The following is a 16,579-nucleotide window of genomic DNA, read 5'->3' on the forward strand; positions in this document are numbered from 1 at the left end:
TCGGCGATGTCCTTGAACGTCAAGTGATGTCGGCGAGTGCCTTGACATAGTCGGCGATGTCACGCGCCTCGGAGATCGGATTGACCACCGACCACCGGATCACGCCCTCGCCGTCGAGGATGAAGGTCCCCCGGCGGGCGACGCCCTTCTCTTCATCGAACACACCGTACGCCTGAGCGACCTGTCCATGTGGCCAGAAATCAGAGAGCAGGGGGAACGCGTAGCCCTCGCGATCAGCCCACGCGCGGAGTGCGAAGACCGAGTCCACGGACACGGTCAGCAACCGCGCGCCCTCGATGGGCTGATCGCGCAGAGCGGACAGCTCGCTGCCGCATATCCCGCTGAACGCCAGCGGGTAGAAGACCAGCACGACCTTCTCGCCCCGGAACTGTCGCAGGCTCACCGGGGTGCCGTGCTGGTCCTGTAGCTCGAAATCAGGAGCTTGGGCGCCGACCTCGGCAGGATGTGCGTTCACAGGTCCATCCTGCCGTACGGCAGGCGCTGCGGCCCCTATCGGCGGCTGCCCTTCGGCGGGACGAGCCTGGTCCCGGACCAGTCGGCCGCGGCGGAGATGCTGCTGGTCTGCGAGAGACCCGCGGTGGCGGCATCCTCCCCGATGTCGCTCGGCTCCACGTGGCCTTCGCGCCCGGCCTTGGGAGTCAGCAGCCAGATCTGGCCGCCGTCGGCGAGTGCTCGCATGGCGTTGGTCAGAGCGTCGAAGAGGTCGCCGTCACCGTCACGCCACCACAGCAGCACCACGTCGACGACTTCATCAGCGTCCTCATCCAGCAGCTCGTTGCCGGTCAGGTCTTCGATGGATTCGCGAAGCTCGTCGTCGACGTCCTCGTCCCAACCGATCTCCTGCACCACCTGACCCGGCTTGAGGCCGAGCCGTTCGGCCAGGCCGCGCTCGCCCTGCGCCTGACCCGCGGTCGCGCTCACGTTTATCCCTCCTGCTTGAGTGGCCCCGCTTATGCGGTTTATCGCTTCGGCACAGTCCACACGCTGTGACCCTCAGTCGTCAACGGTCGCCACGGGTACGGCCCTGGTCGGCCGGAATCAATCAGACAAAAACGACAGGCGAACCTGGCGTTGCGGGTTGTCGACGTTCAAGTCGATCAAGGCGACCGACTGCCACGTGCCGAGCGCCATTCGCCCGCCCAGCACGGGGATCGTGGCGTACGGCGGGATCAACGCGGGCATGACGTGCGACCGGCCGTGACCTCGCGAGCCGTGGGCATGGCGCCAGCGATCATCGGCGGGCAGCAGATCACGCAGAGCGGCCAGCAGGTCGTCGTCGCTGCCCGAACCCAGCTCGAGCAGTGCGACCCCGGCCGTTGCGTGCGGCACGAACACGTGCAGCAACCCGTCGCCGCCCTGAGCCCGCACGAAATCGGCGCATTGGGCCGTGATGTCGTGCACCGCCTCCCGGGAACCGGTGGCCACAGCGATGATTTCAGATCTCACGCGGGAATCTTACTGATGCAGCACCACGGCATCGGGCCCCGGAAAGACGATCCCGGTGTGGCCGTCGTCGAAGGCCACGATGTACGGGGGCGCCCCGTCCGGCCCCCGGACCTCCGTGATCACGCCGCTCCTGTCCCTTTCACCAACGGTATTGCCATGTACCAGGAGGCGGTCGCCAACCGTCGCATTCATACCTCTCACATTGGTACGCGGAATGCCGGATGAAAAGCGAGATTCCTAAGTTTTGCCGCTTCTGGAGGGCGACGGAAAATCATGACCGAATTGTTACGGAGAAGGGGCGGATGCGTTGGGCCCGCTCGCCGCCGGCGGTGCCCCGCCTGGGTACCGCCGGCCCACACCTTCGAGCACTTCCAGGCCCGGCAGGTTACGCTCCCGGCCGTTTTCAGATCCCGTCGGCGCCAGGTCCGGCCGGTGCCAGGTCCGGTGCCGGGCCAGCTCGATGCCGGGCCGGATTCGTGCCGGGCCGGCTCGATGCCGGGCTTCGAATCCCGCCAGGCCGAATGCCGCCAGACTCGGATAGCCCCGTGTTCAGCCGGTCCCGAGCGCGGCCCCAAGCGACCAGGCCCGCCCCACCGATCACCCGCCGAGGGGGACGCATCACCGACGCATGCCGCCGCCGGCCCCTTGGCAGGAGCGAGGCGACTTGTAAGGAGACCTTCTTATTAAGGAGGCATGCTGAGGAGCGGCGCGGCAAGATGGCGGCGAAGGCGATCGAAGTGACGGCGGAGAGCCCTCGGCCCCTTCAGCGAACCGCGGAGCGCCTCCCCTTAGTAGGCGGAGGCGGAGCGTCTCCCTCGGTAGGCGCGGAGCGTCTCCCTTAGTAGTACGCGTACAGCACCTGTAGTAGTACGCGTAGAGCACCCGGCCGCGCCGGCACCGCGTCCGAGACGGCGCCGGGCGTTGCACCAAGAGCCCACGAGCACCCTCGATCGCCCGACCGGGCCGAGGAACGGCCGAGGAACAGGAGTCTGAGGCACGGGACGACGAGCGCGCTCTGTCCGTTATGGACGAATTTGTGGCGCCCCGTTCCCTAAGGTGTCCCCATACCGATAGGTGCCCCCATACCGAGGGGTTCGCCGCGTGAAAGCCAGGGGCGGATTCGTGGCGTAGGGGCCGGTCGGAGGTTGTCGTCTTAAAGCCATCCTGGAGCGCCCCGGCGAGCAGGGCGGATAGACTCGCCCGCTCACGCGTGAGAAGCCTCCCCTAGGGGGAGGCTAAGACTACGGAGGAGACATCGCGCAAGCAGCCAGGATTCGAGCGAAATTTCGTGAGTTTTCTGGTCTTGTTAAATTGCTTGCGACATGTAACCTTTGGTGGCGATTCGTCCTACCATCGGTGGTCTAGGCCATCAGGGGCTGCCCTGCCAGCAGGGACACTCTGGTTACTTGCTAGTAGAGATGCGTTTTCTCCGGCTAGCGACCAGGATGGAAGGCGACCCAGACCAGACATCAGTCCATCTCGGAAGGCGAGACCCAGTGGCTTCCGGACGCCAGCGATTCTCGATCATCAGCGACGGCCTACCCAGCCAGCTGCCTGATGTCGATCCCAGCGAGACCAACGAGTGGCTCGAGTCTCTCGACAGCGTCGTCAAGACCGAAGGCCGCACCAGAGCCCGCTATCTCATGCTGCGCATGCTGGAGCGGGCCCGCGAGCACCAGGTCGGCGTGCCGGGCCTGCGCAGCACCGACTACATCAACACGATCCCGCCGGAGCGTGAGCCCTGGTTCCCGGGTGACGAGCACATCGAGCGCCGCATCCGCGCCTACATCCGCTGGAACGCGGCCGTCATGGTGTCCAGGGCCAACGCCCGCACCAACGTCGGCGGCCACATCGCCACGTACGCATCCGCCGCGTCCCTCTATGAGGTGGGCTTCAACCACTTCTTCCGCGGCAAGGACCACGGCGAGTCCGGCGACCAGGTCTTCTTCCAGGGTCACGCGGCCCCCGGCATCTACGCGCGCGCCTTCCTCGAGGGCCGGCTCAACGAGGCCCAGCTCGACGCGTTCCGCCAGGAGCTGTCGCACGGCTTCCACGGGCTGCCTTCCTACCCGCACCCGCGGCTGATGCCCGATTTCTGGGAGTTCCCCACGGTCTCCATGGGTCTTGGCCCGATCGCGGCGATCTACCAGGCGCGGTTCAACCGCTACCTGCTCAACCGCCAGATCAAGGACACCAGCCGCAGCCACGTCTGGGCCTTCCTCGGCGACGGCGAGATGGACGAGCCCGAGTCGCTGGGCGCGATCGGCCTGGCGGCACGCGAGGAGCTCGACAACCTCACGTTCGTGATCAACTGCAACCTGCAGCGGCTGGACGGCCCGGTACGCGGCAACGGCAAGATCATCCAGGAGCTGGAGGCGTTCTTCCGCGGCGCCGGCTGGAACGTGATCAAGGTCGTGTGGGGCCGCGACTGGGACCCGCTGCTCGCGGCCGACGTGGACGGCGTGCTGGTCAACCAGATGAACACCACGCCCGACGGCCAGTTCCAGACGTACTCCGTCGAGTCGGGCGCCTACATCCGCGAGCACTTCTTCGGCTCCGACCCGCGCCTGCGCAAGATGGTCGAGCACCTGTCCGACGACGACATCCGCAAGCTGTCGCGCGGCGGCCACGACTACCGCAAGGTCTACGCCGCGTTCAAGGCGGCCCGCGAGCACGTCGGCCAGCCGACGGTGATCCTCGCCCAGACCATCAAGGGCTGGACGCTGGGCAAGGACTTCGAGGCGCGCAACGCCACCCACCAGATGAAGAAGCTCACCAAGGCCGAGCTGAAGGAGTTCAGGGACCGGCTCTACCTGCCGATCCCCGACTCGGCCCTGGAGGCCGACCTGCCGCCGTACTTCCACCCGGGCGAGAACGACCCCGAGATCCAGTACATGAAGGAGCGCCGCGCGGCGCTCGGCGGCGTGCTGCCCAAGCGGGTGGTCCGCGCCAAGCCGGTCAAGCTGCCCGGCGACGACGTCTACTCCACCTTCCAGAAGGGCTCGGGCAAGCAGCAGGTCGCCACCACGATGGCGTTCGTCCGGCTGCTGAAGGACCTCATGCGCGACAAGGAGATCGGCCACCGGTTCGTGCCGATCATCCCCGACGAGGCCCGCACGTTCGGCATGGACGCCATGTTCCCGACGGCGAAGATCTACTCGCCGCACGGGCAGACGTACGAGGCGGTCGACCGTGAGCTGCTGCTGTCGTACAAGGAGGCCGTGCAGGGCCAGATCCTGCACGAGGGCATCAGCGAGTCGGGCTCGATGGCCTCGGCGATCGCGGCCGGCACCTCCTACGCCACGCACGGCGAGCACATGATCCCGGTCTACATCTTCTATTCGATGTTCGGCTGGCAGCGCACCGGCGACATGATGTGGCAGATGGGCGACCAGATGGGCCGCGGCTTCCTGCTGGGCGCCACCGCAGGCCGCACCACGCTCAACGGCGAGGGCCTGCAGCACGAGGACGGCCACTCGCCACTGCTCGCCTCGACCAACCCGGCGGCCGTCATCTACGACCCGTCATGGGCGTTCGAGCTGGCCCACATCGTCAAGGACGGCCTCAGGAGGATGTACGGCGACCAGCCGGAGGACATCTTCTACTACCTGACCGTCTACAACGAGCCCTACCTGCAGCCGGCCCAGCCGCCGGGCATCGACGTGCAGGGCCTGCTCAAGGGCCTGTACAAGTTCGCCGACGGCCCGCAGACCGAGGGGCCCAAGGCCAACATCCTGGCCTCCGGCGTGGCCGGCCCGTGGGCGATGGAGGCGCAGCGGCTGCTCGCCGAGGACTGGGGCGTGTCGGCCGCGGTGTGGTCGGCGACGTCGTGGTCGGAGCTGCGCCGCGAGGCGCTCAAGTGCGACGAGCACAACCTGCTCAACCCCGACGCCGAGCGCCGCGTCCCCTACGTCACGCAGGCGCTGTCGGAGGCGCAGGGCCCGTTCGTGGGCGTCAGCGACTACATGAAGGCCGTGCCGGACCAGATCGCGCAGTGGGTGCCGGGTGACTGGACCTCGCTGGGCACCGACGGGTTCGGCCTGTCCGACACGCGCTCGGCGCTGCGCCGCCACTTCCACGTCGACGCCGCCTCGATCACGCTGGCCGTGCTGAACAGCCTGGTCAAGCGGGGCGAGCTCGACGGCGAGGTGCTGCGCGAGGCCATCGCCCGCTACCACCTCAAGAACGGCGTCACCGAGGCGGGCGGCGCGGAGAGCAACGACACCCAGTCGATGGGCGTCTGAGCCATCCGTCGTCCGGCGCTCCCGTGGGAAATGATTCGCGGGAGCGCCGCCATATTCTGCCGTCCGCCCCGTCGCGCTGGTGAGGCGGCACGTTCAGGAGGGGTGCGTGCCGCTTCACCGGCCATTGGTGCAGGTTGCCGTATTGTGGGCACTACTTCCCCCTGAAGAGATGTGAGGGGAAGTTTCGTCATGCGTCGCGTTATCGCCGCCGCCCTGGTCCTGGCGGCCGCAGGTTGCTCCACCGCACCGGCCCAGCCGGCCTCCGAGACCCGTGACGGGTCCAGCCCCGCGCCCGCCGCCGGGTCCGGCTCGATCGCCTGGGGTCCGTGCACCGACATCAAGCGTCCCGACGGCGAGCCTCCGGCCGCCCAGGACAAGTCCGTACGGTGCGGCAAGCTCGCGGTGCCCCTCGACTACGCCAAGCCCGACGGCGAGAAGATCGAGCTGGCGCTGATCAAACTGCCCGCCACGGGCAAGAAGAAGCTGGGCTCGATGGTGTTCAACTTCGGCGGGCCTGGGGCGTCCGGCGTGGACACGCTCGACCAGGCCGCCAAGGCGCTCACCACGCTGCGCGCCCACTACGACCTGGTCAGCTTCGACCCGCGCGGCGTCGAGCGCAGCTCGGGCGTGCGCTGCGGCGACGGCGCCGAGATGGACAGGTTCACCTCGCTCGACACGCTTCCCGCGAACGAGGAGACGCGCCGGGAGGCCGACGCGGTCAACAAGGAGTTCGCCTCCCTCTGCCAGCAGCACTCCGGCAAGATCCTGCCCCATATCGGCACCGTGAACGCCGCCCGCGACATGGACCGCATCCGCGAGGCCGTGGGCGACGCCAAGCTCAACTACGTGGGCATGTCGTACGGCACCCAGCTCGGCGGCGTCTACGCCACGCTGTTCCCGAAGAACGTCGGCCGCATGGTGCTGGACGCGCCGCTCGACCCGACGGTCACCTTCGAGCAGCGCACGATCGCCCAGACGCGCGGTTTCCAGAAGGCGTACGAGAGCTTCCTGAAGGCGTGCGTGGCCGAGGGCAACTGCGAGGTCGGCAAGACCCAGGCCGAGGCCGACGCCAACGTCACCCGGCTGATGAACCAGCTCACCACCAAGCCGCTGCAGGTGGGCGGCCGCGCGCTCACCCAGGGCCTGGCCGCCACCGGCGTGGCCGCCGCGCTCTACTCGGAGCTGACCTGGCCGTTCCTGGAGCGGGCGCTGGGCGAGGCGCTCAAGGGGCGGGGCGACGCGCTGCTCTACCTCGCCGACTCCTACACCGGGCGCGATCCGAACGGCAACTACTCCACGCAGATGACCAGCTTCCCCGCCATCACCTGCGTCGACACCGCCGAACGTCCCGACGAGGCGACGCTGCGGCGCACCGAGGCGGCGGCGCTGAAGATCTCGCCGCTGTTCGGCAGCGAGGGCTCGGGCGGGCTGTGCTCGGTCTGGCCGGCCAAGGGCAGCGACGAGGCACGGCACGTGGACGCCACCGGCTCCGCGCCCATCCTGGTGGTGGGCGGCAAGGGCGACCCGGCCACGCCGTACGAGTGGGCGCCCAAGCTGACGGCCCAGCTCAAGACCGCGACGCTGGTGACGTACGAGGGTGAGGGGCACGGGGCGTACCTGTCGGGCAGCAAGTGCGTCCAGGGCCTGGTGGACGCGTACCTGATCGAAGGCAAGATGCCGCAGAAGGGAACGACGTGCCCGGCCGCCTAATGTAGGCACGGTGACTGATTACCTCGCTCGAATCGAGGCCGAGACGGCCAGGCTGGCGACGCTGGCGGACGACCTGACGGTCCCGGTGCCGACCTGCCCGGGCTGGACGGTCGGCGACGTGGTCACCCACGTCGGGCAGATGCACCGCTGGGCGGTGCACGTGCTGCGCAACCAGGTGCAAGAGCGGATCTGGTCGTTTCAGGTGCCCACCGGACTGCCGGAGGGCGCCCACGGCGACGCGGCGTGGCTGACGGCGGGAGCCGCCGAGATGCTGGAGACGCTGCGCGCCACCGACCCGTCGACGACCGTGTGGACGTGGGGCCCGGACAAGCGGGCCTCGTGGTGGCCGCGCCGGATGTTCTTCGAGCTGCTGGTGCACCGGGCGGACGTCGAGATCGCGCTCGGCGTCGAGCCGGAGTTCCCGGCGGAGACCGCGATCGAGGGCATCGAGGAGCTCCTGCACAACCTGCCGGAGGCCCGCTGGGTCACCAAACCGCTGGCCGAGCTCGACGTGGAGGGGGCCACGATCCACCTCCACGCGAGCGACGCCGACGGCGAGTGGACCATCACGCAGGGCCCCGCCGGGAAGATCACGTGGGAGCGCGGGCACGCCAAGGGCGACGTGGCCCTGCGGGGCCCGGTCCGCGACCTGCTGCTCGTGCTCTACAACCGCCGCTCCCCCGGCGCGGTCACCGTGCACGGCGACCGCGACCTGCTCGACCGCTGGCTGTCGGCCGCCTCCTTGTAAGACGACCGCCGCCGAACGGCCGCCCAGGGACGGCCGCAGCGGCGGCGGCCTGCCCTTGAGCGATCGCCCAGGGCCGCCCACTTCCGAAGCCGGCGCGGGAAGGGGGGACGTCAGGGAACGCCGGCGCAAGGAGGCGGGCACCGGGTACGCCGGGGGACGCTCGGGGAAGCCGGGGAACGCTCGGGAACGCTCGGGGACGCTCGGGGACGCTCGGGGACGCTCGGGGACGCTCGGGGACGCTGGGGGCGCCGGCGCAGGGCCCTGGACGCGCCGCCGCTCGGCGATCGGCGGCGTGTCCAGGGCGATGGGTGACCCGCCCCGTGCCGCGGGGCGGCCCGCTCGCCGTGCCGGGATCTCGCGGGGAAGGCGCTCTCTCCGACCGGCGAGCGGATGATCACCTGAGATGAAGGTTCATGGACGCCGTCGTCTCCTCGGGGGTGCGGACAGATCCACGATGACCGGCGAAGGCGACAACCCTATGTCGGTGTTTTCGAAAGAATTCTCGGATTGTCAGTCGAGCACGGTGCCGTGGACGACCATCTCTGGCACATCGGTGGCGAAACCCTCCAAAGGCCGGTCGGGACAGCGCTCGGCGGTGACAGTGGCGGACGCGATGCGGTCGAGGCGGAAGACGCGTACGTCGTCGCGCAGCCGGCACCACCCCACGAGGTACCAGAACCCGCCGCGCCCGCCCAGGAACACCCCAGGCTCGACGTCGCGCGTGGTCAGCGCACCCTTCGCGTCGGCGTATTCGAGCCTGAGCACCCGGCGGCGCAGCAGCGCCTCCTCGATGGCCCTGGAGATGCCCTCGCCGCCCAGCGGCCGGATCTCCTCCCCCGGCTCGGACTGCGGCCTGGCGAGCAGCACGCGGCGGGCCAGCTCTCTGGCCAGCTCGCCCTCGGGGCCCGGCATGGCGGCCACCACCTTGCGTAACGCGCTACGGGCCTGGCGGCCGAACGGCTGGTCGCCCGCCTTGCTGAGCGCCACCGCGATGGCGACGGCCTCGGCGGGCGTGAAGTTGAGCGGGGGAAGCGACACCTTCCTGTCGATGGCGTAGCCGCCCTTGCGGCCTGGCTCGGCGTAGATCGGCACGCCCGACTCCTGCAGCGCGGTGATGTCGCGCTCGATCGTGCGTACGCTCACCTCGAACCGCTCGGCCAGCTCGCGGGCCGAGCGGCAGCGGGGCGCGATGGCGCGCAGCTCTTCGACGAGCGCGTAGAGCCGGTCGGTACGGTTCACAGCCGGAACGCTACGCGCCGCCACCGACAATCGCGGGCCTCGCGGCGGCCCCGCGACACCCAGGTAACCCCGCCGCCAGGGAAGTCTCACGCCTCCGCCGGCGGCCGAGCGGAGCGCGGCACCTCACGCGAGTGCAGGTGCGCCTCGCCCGGCTTTCCACCACGTGACGATCGGCGATTCTTCCGCTCACGGGCGCGTCCACTCCAGCGGGCAGGGCCGGCAGGCGGACGCGCGCGGCACGGCAGGCGGACGCGCGCGGCACGGCAGGAGGTCCGTCAGGCGCGGTGACCAGGGGGCGGGCGTGTCAGGCGCGCGTCCACTCCAGCAGCCGGTCGAGCGGCCAGGTGTTGACGATGCGGTCCGCTTCGATCCCGCACCTGGCGGCCCGCTCGCACCCGAAGCGCTGCCAGTCGAGCTGCCCCGGCGCGTGCGCGTCGGAGTCGATCGCGAACAGGCAGCCCATCTCGTACGCCAGCCGCAACAGCCGCTTGGGCGGATCGAGCCGGTCGGGCCGCGAGTTGATCTCGACGGCCACCCCGAACTGACGGCACGCCTCGAAGACCAGCTCGGCCTCGAACTCCGACTCGGGCCGCTTGGCCCCGCGCTTGCCGCCCGCCTGCACGATGCGCCCGGTGCAGTGGCCGAGCACGTCCACACGGGGGTCGGCGATGGCGGTGACCATGCGGCGGGTCATGTCCTCGGATCCCATGCGCAGCTTGGAGTGCACGCCGGCGACCACCACGTCCAGCCGGTCGAGCAGCTCGGGCTCCTGGTCGAGCGAGCCGTCGGGGTTCACGTCCACCTCGATGCCGGTCAGGATCCTGAACGGCGCGAGCCGCTCGTTCAGCGCGGCCACCTCGTCGAGCTGCCGCTCCAGCCGCCCGGCCGTCAGCCCCCGGGCCACGGTCAGGCGCGGCGAGTGGTCGGTCAGCGCCCAGTAGTCGTGCCCGAGCGCCATGGCCGCCCGCGCCATCTCCTCGATCGGCGAACCGCCGTCCGACCAGTCGGAGTGGCTGTGCAGATCGCCCTTGAGCGCCGCCCGCAGCCGCGCGGTCTCCTCGTCGAGCTGGACGTCTACGGTCGCCCGCATTGCCGCAAATAGGTAGGAACCTGACCTTTAACACTTTCGTTGACCACAAGAGCGGTGACCTTCCCGATCCCGGGGAGATCACCGAGCCCGCCGTCGCGGGTGAGACGGGCGAGCTCTTGCGGGGACAGCTCGTCGATCACCGCGGCGGCGCGGCGAAAGGCACGCACGCGGTACGGGGGCTCACCCGCGCGCTCGAGGAGAAAGGCGATCTCGCGCAGGGCCTCGACGGGATCCATGCGTCCAGTCCTACCCCAGTAGGGCGGCGACCGGGAGCACCAACCCTGAACAGGGCAAATCTGCCAGGGGCCATTGATCGGGGGTAAGGGCCGCCGCTAGTGTGATCGGCTCAGGAAAGCAGGAGTTTCATGCCACAGCCGTCCAAGGCGTCCAAGCAACCGCCACGCAAATCGTCCAAAGTCATCCCACTGACCGTCCTCGGCGTCGTGTCGGTGATGGTCGTGGGTTACTGCGCGGCGGTCGACGACGACGAGCAGGTCACGGCCGACTGCGTCCTGCTGGACGGCGACCTGCCACCCGGCTACGGCGACTTCCCCGCGACACCGACCGCCTCCCCGTCCGCTTCCCTCTCGGCAAGCGACAGCGCCTCCCCGACCCCGACCCCGACTTCAACTCCGACCCAGACCCCGACGGACAGCCCGAGCCCGCTCACGGCCACCCCCGGCAGCACGCCGGCTGGCGACGGCTACGTGGTGGTGGACGACTCCTACTGCGACGACGACGGCACCTCGACCCGCCACCACTATTACGGCGGCTCCCACGGCGCGTACGTCTGGTACTACGGCGGCCGCCGGGTCGGCAACCGGGTCATGGACGGCACCACGCTCAAGCCGTCCAACGTGATCATCAGCAGCAGGAGCGGCAAGTCGATCCAGCGAGGCGGCTTCGGCGGCCGCGGCTGGGGCTCCGGGGGCTGAGCGATGCGCCGCGAGCACTCCCCTCCCAGGGACGGCTGGGAGAAGATCATCGAAGGCCACGGCCTGGCCTACCACCGCGCCGCCCACCCGGCCGGGCTGAGCCGCCCGTACTGGGACGAGTCCGTGCACTACGTCTTCTCCATGGACGAGGTCGAAGAGCTGGAGAGCCAGGTCGAGGAGCTGCACCGGATGTGCCTCCAGGCCGCCGACCACGTGGTCGCCACCGGCCGCTTCGCCGACTTCGCCATCCCCGAGTGGGCCTGGGAGGCGGTGGCCCGCTCGTGGGAGCGCCGCGACGACCACCTGTACGCCCGCTTCGACCTGCGCTACGACGGCACCGGCCCGGCCAAGCTGCTGGAGTACAACGCCGACACGCCCACGTCGCTGGTGGAGTCGTCGGTGGTGCAGTGGTTCTGGCTGCAGGACGTCTTCCCCGGCGGCGACCAGTGGAACTCGGTGCACGAGCGGCTCATCGACCGCTGGCGCGAGCTGCGCCTGCCGCCCGGCCCCACCCACTTCGCCTTCACCAACGCCGACGAGACCGGCGAGGAGGCCATGACCGTGGCCTACCTGCAGGAGACGGCCGAGCAGGCGGGCATCGAGACCGTGGCCATCGCCATGGAGGACATCGGCTGGGACCCGCTCAACCGCTGCTTCGTGGACGTCGAGGGGCGCGTGATGCGCTCGACGTTCAAGCTGTACCCGTGGGAGTGGATGCTGGCCGACGAGTTCGGGCGGCACGCCGTACGCTACGGCACGTGGGTCGAGCCGCTGTGGAAGGCGTTGCTGTCCAACAAGGCGCTGCTGGCCGTGCTGTGGGAGCTCAACCCCGGCCATCCCAACCTGCTGCCCGCCTACCTCGACGGGCCGCGCGAGCTGACCTCGTTCATCTCCAAGCCGCTGCTCGGCAGGGAAGGCGCGTCGATGCGCATCGTGACCCCGGGCGGCGTCCGGGAGACGCCCGGCATGTACGGCCGCGAAGGCTACGTGCATCAGGCCTTCGAGCCGCTGCCGGAGTTCGAAGGGCAGCGGCCGGTGCTGGGCGCCTGGGTGGTCGCCGACGAGGCGGCCGGGCTCGGCATCAGGGAGACGACCGGTTACATCACCGACGACACCTCCTCCTTCGTCCCGCACCGCATCGCTGACTGATCTGTCCCGACCCGTGTCCTTCATTCGAATGGAACTGCAGTGACCCTCCTTGAGACCCTCGCCCGTGGCTCGGGCATCATCGCCGCGTACGCCGCCGTCGGCGTCATCCTGATGATCGTCGGCTTCTACGTGATCGACCTGGCCACGCCGGGCAAGCTCAGCCAGGTCATCCGCTCCGAGCGCAACCCCAACGCCACCCTGCTCGCCACCTCCGCCATGATCGCGATCGGCCTCATCGTGGCCGCCTCCATCTGGGCGGCGGGCGGCCGGCTGTCGGAGGGCCTGGCGAGCACGGCGGTGTACGGCCTGGTCGGCATCGTGGTCCAGACGCTGGCGATGCTGCTGTTCGACAAGATCGTCGGCATCTCCGTCCGCGAGCTCATCAAGGAGCAGGAGCTGCAGCCCGGCGCCCGGCTGCTCGCGACCACGCACGTCGCGATCGGCCTGATCACCGCCGTCGCGGTCATCTGAACCGCCCTCCCGGTACGGCGCTGACCGCCGTTCCGGACATCCGGGGGGACCTGGCACTCTAGGAGGCGTGACAGACCGGACCCGGGAGGACACCACACGAAGGCTCGAGCGCGCCATGGGCGCGCTCGGCACCGCGGCGATGGCGCGCATGGACGAGCAACTGCCGTGGTTCCGCGCGCTCAGCGCGGAGGACCGCTCGTGGGTGGGACTGGTGGCCCAGGCCGGCATCGCGGCGTTCGTCGAATGGTTCCAGCACGCCGGCGAGAACCGTCCCACACCCAGCATCGAGTTCTTCGGTACGGCGCCGCGCGAGCTCAAGCGCTCCATCTCGCTCCAGCAGACCGTCGACGTCGTCAGGGTCGTCGTCGAGGTCGTCGAGGCGCGCACCCACGAGCTGGCCGCACCCGGCGGCGAGGACCAGCTCCAGCAGGCGATGCTGCGCTACACCCGCGACGTCGCCTTCGCCGCCGCCCAGGTCTACGCGCGCGAGGCCGAGGCCAGGGGCTCGTGGGACGCCCGGCTCGAAGCGCTGATCGTCGACGCGCTCGTGCGCGGCGAGGTGGACGACGGCCTGCACTCCTGGGCCGCCGCGCTCGGCTGGACCTCCTCCCCCGTGGTGGTCATCGCCGGCAACGCGCCCGACGACGACCCGCGCGCGGTCATCGACGGGCTGCGCGAAAAGGGCAGGCGCATCGGCATGGACCTGCTGGCCGGAGTCCAGGCCGACCGGCTGATCGTGATCGTGGGCGGCGCGAGCAACGCCAACGACGCCGCCAAGCAGGTCGTGTCCAGGTTCGGGGTGGGCCCCATCGTCATCGGCCCCGAGGTGCCCGACCTGCACGCCGCCGCCAGGTCGGCCAGGGCGGCGCTGGCCGGGCTCAAGGCGTCCTGCGGCTGGCCCGACGCGCCCCGGCCGGTGCACGCCGAAGACCTGCTGGCCGAACGGGCGCTCGACGGCGACGCCGACGCCAGGCAGCAGCTCATCGAGAACGTCTATCTGCCGCTGGCCGGCACGCCGCTGCTCGACACGCTGGCGACGTACCTGGAGCAGGGCACCTCGCTGGAGGCGACGGCGCGGCTGTTGTTCGTGCACCCCAACACCGTGCGCTACCGCCTCAAGAAGATCACCGAGCTGACCGGCTACCAGCCGACCGAGGGCCGCTCGGCGTTCACTCTGCAGGTGGGTCTCATCCTCGGCAGGCTGTCCGAAAACGCCGAAACATGGCGATCGCTAACGTAATGCCGCCGAAACTCCCACTGTAGGGAACCTACAAATCACCCCGGACAAAGTTCGTGCGGATCTCTATCCGCGTGTCGAAGTCCTACAGGGCAAGGTGGTTTTTGTGCTTGTACTCGTCGCCCCGGGCCAAGGTGCCCAGACACCGGGCTTCCTGACTCCCTGGCTCGAGCTGCCCGGCCTCGCCGACCGGCTCGGCGCCTGGTCCGAAGTCGTAGAGCTCGACCTGATCGCTTACGGCACCACCGCTGGAGCCGACGAGATCCGCGACACCGCCGTGGCTCAGCCGCTCCTCGTCGCCGCCGCGCTGGCCGCCGCCGAGGCGCTCGGCGCGAGCCCCGACGTGCTGGCCGGCCACAGCGTCGGCGAGTTCGCCGCCGCCGCGCTCGCCGGGGTGCTCACCCCCGAGCAGGCGCTGGGCCTCGTCCGCGAGCGCGCCAGGGCCATGGCCAGGGCGGCCGCCGTCACCGAGACCGGCATGACCGCGGTGCTCGGCGGCGTCGAGGCCGACGTGCTCGCGGCCATCGAAAAGCACGGCCTGACCCCCGCCAACATCAACGGCGCCGGCCAGATCGTGGCGGGCGGCACGCTCGAGCAGCTCGCCGCGTTCAAGGAGGACGCGCCGGCCCGCGCCCGCCTCATTCCGCTGAAGGTGGCGGGAGCGTTCCACACCCACCACATGGCACCGGCGGTCGAGAGCCTGCGCGCCGCGGCCGAGGCCGTCGAGCCCGCCGACCCCAAGGTCACGCTGCTGTCCAACGCCGACGGCCAGGCCGTCGCGAGCGGCGCCGAGTTCCTGCGGAAGCTGGTCAAGCAGGTGAGCAGCCCTGTCAGGTGGGACTCCTGCATGGAGACCATGGCCGCGCTCGGCGTGACCGACATGATCGAGCTGCTGCCCGGCGGCACGCTGACCGGCCTGGCCAAGCGCGGGCTGCGCGGCGTGCGCACCGTGGCGCTGAAGACCCCCGACGACCTCGACGCGGCCAGGGAGCTGATCCCATGAAGATCCCCGACATCGTTCCCGGCGCCAAGGTGCTGGCCTTCGGCCACTACCAGCCGGCCAACGTCGTCACCAACGACGACCTGGCCAAGACCATGGACACCAACGACGAGTGGATCCAGTCCCGGGTCGGCATCAAGGAGCGCAGGATCGCCTCCCCGGCCGAGACCGTCGAGGACATGGCCACCATCGCCGGCGGCAAGGCACTCGCGGCCAGCGGCCTGACGCCCGACGACATCGACCTCGTCATCGTGGCGAGCTGCACGATGGAGACCCAGATCCCCAACGCCTCGGCCGTCGTGGCGCACCGCCTGGGCATCACCGCCCCCGGCGCCTTCGACATCAACGCCGCCTGCGCCGGCTTCTGCTACGCGCTCGGCACCGCCAGCGCCGCCGTGCGCGGGGGCTCGGCCAAGCACGTCCTGGTCATCGGCGCCGAGAAGCTGTCGCAGTGGGTCGACTGGACCGACCGCTCCACTGCCGTGATCTTCGCCGACGGCGCCGGCGCGGCGGTCGTCGGTCCGGCCGAGACGCCCGGCATCGGCCCCGTCGTGTGGGGCAGCGCCGGCGACAAGGCCGACGCCATCTACATCAAGAACCGCAACGAAAGCCTCCACCAGGAGGGCCAGACCGTCTTCCGGTGGGCCACCACCGCCCTGCACCCGGTGGCGCTCGAGGCCTGCCGGCGCGCTGGCGTTGATCCGTCGGAGCTCGCCGCGTTCGTGCCTCACCAGGCCAACCTGCGCATCGTCGAGTCGATCGCCCGTAAGCTGGGCGCCGACAAGGCCGTCATCGCCCGCGACATCGTCCACGCCGGCAACACCTCGGCCGCCTCCATCCCGCTCGCGCTCTCGCGCATGCTGGAGCGCGGCGAAGTGCAGTCGGGTGGCCTGGCGCTGGTGCTCGGCTTCGGCGCGGGTCTGACGTACGCCGGACAGGTGATCGAGATCCCCTGACGGGGTCCCGCTCGCCCTTCCAGACTTGTGCGGCATCGCCCGTACAGAACCCAGGAAATCAAAGGAGAACTAGCGACATGGCTGCCACCGAGCAGGAGATCCTCGAAGGCCTCGGCAAGATCATCAACGAGATCACCGGCATTCCGGCCTCGGAGGTGACCCCCGAGAAGAGCTTCGTGGACGACCTCGACATCGACTCCCTGTCCATGGTCGAGATCGCCGTGGCCGCCCAGGACGAGTTCGGCGTCGAGATTCCCGACGACCAGCTCAAGAACCTGAAGACGGTCAAGGACGTCCTCAACTTCATCCAGGGCTGACCTCGGATTGTTTCAC

At 69.8% G+C, this 16,579-nt stretch carries 17 protein-coding genes; 10 read left to right on the top strand and 7 right to left on the bottom strand.

What is annotated here, in order from left to right:
• Positions 1-19: 19 nt before the first annotated feature.
• The 4 genes from ACFMQL_RS03880 to ACFMQL_RS03895 form a co-directional block, all read right to left on the bottom strand.
• Positions 20-475, bottom strand: coding sequence for a peroxiredoxin (locus ACFMQL_RS03880; protein WP_364066873.1), 456 nt, complete (start codon positions 473-475; stop codon positions 20-22).
• Between the two features lie 35 nt (positions 476-510).
• Complete coding sequence (locus ACFMQL_RS03885) at positions 511-942, bottom strand: DUF3052 domain-containing protein (RefSeq protein ID WP_364066875.1); 432 nt, start codon at positions 940-942, stop codon at positions 511-513.
• A 117-nt stretch (positions 943-1,059) separates the two neighbouring features.
• Positions 1,060-1,467 (bottom strand): secondary thiamine-phosphate synthase enzyme YjbQ, encoded by a 408-nt coding sequence (locus tag ACFMQL_RS03890; RefSeq protein WP_378784598.1) that lies wholly within the window; start codon positions 1,465-1,467, stop codon positions 1,060-1,062.
• A 9-nt stretch (positions 1,468-1,476) separates the two neighbouring features.
• Complete coding sequence (locus ACFMQL_RS03895; protein ID WP_364066879.1) at positions 1,477-1,659, bottom strand: DUF1918 domain-containing protein; 183 nt, start codon at positions 1,657-1,659, stop codon at positions 1,477-1,479.
• Positions 1,660-2,963: 1,304 nt separating this feature from the next.
• Between ACFMQL_RS03895 and aceE the strand changes: the two genes are divergently transcribed.
• The 3 genes from aceE (at position 2,964) to ACFMQL_RS03910 (ending at position 8,169) form a co-directional block, all read left to right on the top strand.
• Complete coding sequence (gene aceE / locus ACFMQL_RS03900) at positions 2,964-5,711, top strand: pyruvate dehydrogenase (acetyl-transferring), homodimeric type (RefSeq protein ID WP_364066881.1); 2,748 nt, start codon at positions 2,964-2,966, stop codon at positions 5,709-5,711.
• 189 nt (positions 5,712-5,900) lie between these two features.
• Positions 5,901-7,421, top strand: coding sequence for an alpha/beta hydrolase (locus ACFMQL_RS03905; RefSeq protein WP_378784601.1), 1,521 nt, complete (start codon positions 5,901-5,903; stop codon positions 7,419-7,421).
• 10 nt (positions 7,422-7,431) lie between these two features.
• A complete protein-coding gene (locus ACFMQL_RS03910) occupies positions 7,432-8,169 on the top strand; it encodes a maleylpyruvate isomerase family mycothiol-dependent enzyme (RefSeq protein WP_378784603.1) in 738 nt (245 codons plus the stop codon).
• A 510-nt stretch (positions 8,170-8,679) separates the two neighbouring features.
• Here ACFMQL_RS03910 and ACFMQL_RS03915 read toward each other — a convergent pair.
• From ACFMQL_RS03915 to ACFMQL_RS03925, 3 genes are all read right to left on the bottom strand, one after another.
• Positions 8,680-9,408, bottom strand: coding sequence for a YafY family protein (locus ACFMQL_RS03915; protein ID WP_364066887.1), 729 nt, complete (start codon positions 9,406-9,408; stop codon positions 8,680-8,682).
• 304 nt (positions 9,409-9,712) lie between these two features.
• Positions 9,713-10,498 carry a PHP domain-containing protein gene (locus tag ACFMQL_RS03920; protein WP_378784604.1) on the bottom strand — a complete coding sequence of 262 codons (786 nt, stop codon included), beginning with the start codon at positions 10,496-10,498 and terminating at the stop codon, positions 9,713-9,715.
• The gene (locus tag ACFMQL_RS03925) at positions 10,483-10,734 is read right to left on the bottom strand and encodes a hypothetical protein (protein ID WP_378784605.1); all 252 of its coding nucleotides are present in this window, start codon (positions 10,732-10,734) and stop codon (positions 10,483-10,485) included. The genes ACFMQL_RS03920 and ACFMQL_RS03925 overlap by 16 nt, the downstream gene beginning before the upstream one ends.
• Positions 10,735-10,863: 129 nt before the next feature.
• Between ACFMQL_RS03925 and ACFMQL_RS03930 the strand changes: the two genes are divergently transcribed.
• The 7 genes from ACFMQL_RS03930 to ACFMQL_RS03960 all read left to right on the top strand — a co-directional run bounded on the left by ACFMQL_RS03930 (position 10,864) and on the right by ACFMQL_RS03960 (position 16,563).
• The gene (locus ACFMQL_RS03930) at positions 10,864-11,433 is read left to right on the top strand and encodes a hypothetical protein (protein WP_378784607.1); all 570 of its coding nucleotides are present in this window, start codon (positions 10,864-10,866) and stop codon (positions 11,431-11,433) included.
• A gap of 3 nt (positions 11,434-11,436) precedes the next feature.
• The gene (locus ACFMQL_RS03935; RefSeq protein WP_364066893.1) at positions 11,437-12,582 is read left to right on the top strand and encodes a glutathionylspermidine synthase family protein; all 1,146 of its coding nucleotides are present in this window, start codon (positions 11,437-11,439) and stop codon (positions 12,580-12,582) included.
• 39 nt (positions 12,583-12,621) lie between these two features.
• The gene (locus ACFMQL_RS03940; protein WP_364066895.1) at positions 12,622-13,053 is read left to right on the top strand and encodes a DUF350 domain-containing protein; all 432 of its coding nucleotides are present in this window, start codon (positions 12,622-12,624) and stop codon (positions 13,051-13,053) included.
• 115 nt (positions 13,054-13,168) lie between these two features.
• Positions 13,169-14,293, top strand: a complete 1,125-nt coding sequence (locus ACFMQL_RS03945) for a helix-turn-helix domain-containing protein (RefSeq protein ID WP_364067197.1) — start codon at positions 13,169-13,171, stop codon at positions 14,291-14,293.
• 103 nt (positions 14,294-14,396) lie between these two features.
• Complete coding sequence (locus ACFMQL_RS03950) at positions 14,397-15,293, top strand: ACP S-malonyltransferase (RefSeq protein ID WP_364066897.1); 897 nt, start codon at positions 14,397-14,399, stop codon at positions 15,291-15,293.
• The gene (locus tag ACFMQL_RS03955; protein ID WP_364066899.1) at positions 15,290-16,246 is read left to right on the top strand and encodes a beta-ketoacyl-ACP synthase III; all 957 of its coding nucleotides are present in this window, start codon (positions 15,290-15,292) and stop codon (positions 16,244-16,246) included. Before ACFMQL_RS03950 ends, ACFMQL_RS03955 begins: the two co-directional genes overlap by 4 nt.
• A gap of 77 nt (positions 16,247-16,323) precedes the next feature.
• The gene (locus ACFMQL_RS03960) at positions 16,324-16,563 is read left to right on the top strand and encodes an acyl carrier protein (RefSeq protein ID WP_364066901.1); all 240 of its coding nucleotides are present in this window, start codon (positions 16,324-16,326) and stop codon (positions 16,561-16,563) included.
• Positions 16,564-16,579: the final 16 nt, after the last annotated feature.

Origin of the sequence: Nonomuraea fastidiosa, from assembly GCF_042751225.1 — a bacterium.
GTDB lineage: Bacteria > Actinomycetota > Actinomycetes > Streptosporangiales > Streptosporangiaceae > Nonomuraea > Nonomuraea fastidiosa.

Excerpts from the sequence above, each read along its gene's own strand:
- ACFMQL_RS03925 (WP_378784605.1), bottom strand. The coding sequence starts at position 10,734 with ATGGATCCCGTCGAGGCCCTGCGCGAGATCGCCTTTCTCCTCGAGCGC.
- ACFMQL_RS03905 (WP_378784601.1), top strand. The coding sequence starts at position 5,901 with ATGCGTCGCGTTATCGCCGCCGCCCTGGTCCTGGCGGCCGCAGGTTGC.
- ACFMQL_RS03930 (WP_378784607.1), top strand. The coding sequence starts at position 10,864 with ATGCCACAGCCGTCCAAGGCGTCCAAGCAACCGCCACGCAAATCGTCC.
- ACFMQL_RS03895 (WP_364066879.1), bottom strand. The coding sequence starts at position 1,659 with ATGAATGCGACGGTTGGCGACCGCCTCCTGGTACATGGCAATACCGTT.
- ACFMQL_RS03945 (WP_364067197.1), top strand. The coding sequence starts at position 13,169 with ATGGGCGCGCTCGGCACCGCGGCGATGGCGCGCATGGACGAGCAACTG.
- ACFMQL_RS03935 (WP_364066893.1), top strand. The coding sequence starts at position 11,437 with ATGCGCCGCGAGCACTCCCCTCCCAGGGACGGCTGGGAGAAGATCATC.
- ACFMQL_RS03955 (WP_364066899.1), top strand. The coding sequence starts at position 15,290 with ATGAAGATCCCCGACATCGTTCCCGGCGCCAAGGTGCTGGCCTTCGGC.
- ACFMQL_RS03920 (WP_378784604.1), bottom strand. The coding sequence starts at position 10,498 with ATGCGGGCGACCGTAGACGTCCAGCTCGACGAGGAGACCGCGCGGCTG.
- ACFMQL_RS03960 (WP_364066901.1), top strand. The coding sequence starts at position 16,324 with ATGGCTGCCACCGAGCAGGAGATCCTCGAAGGCCTCGGCAAGATCATC.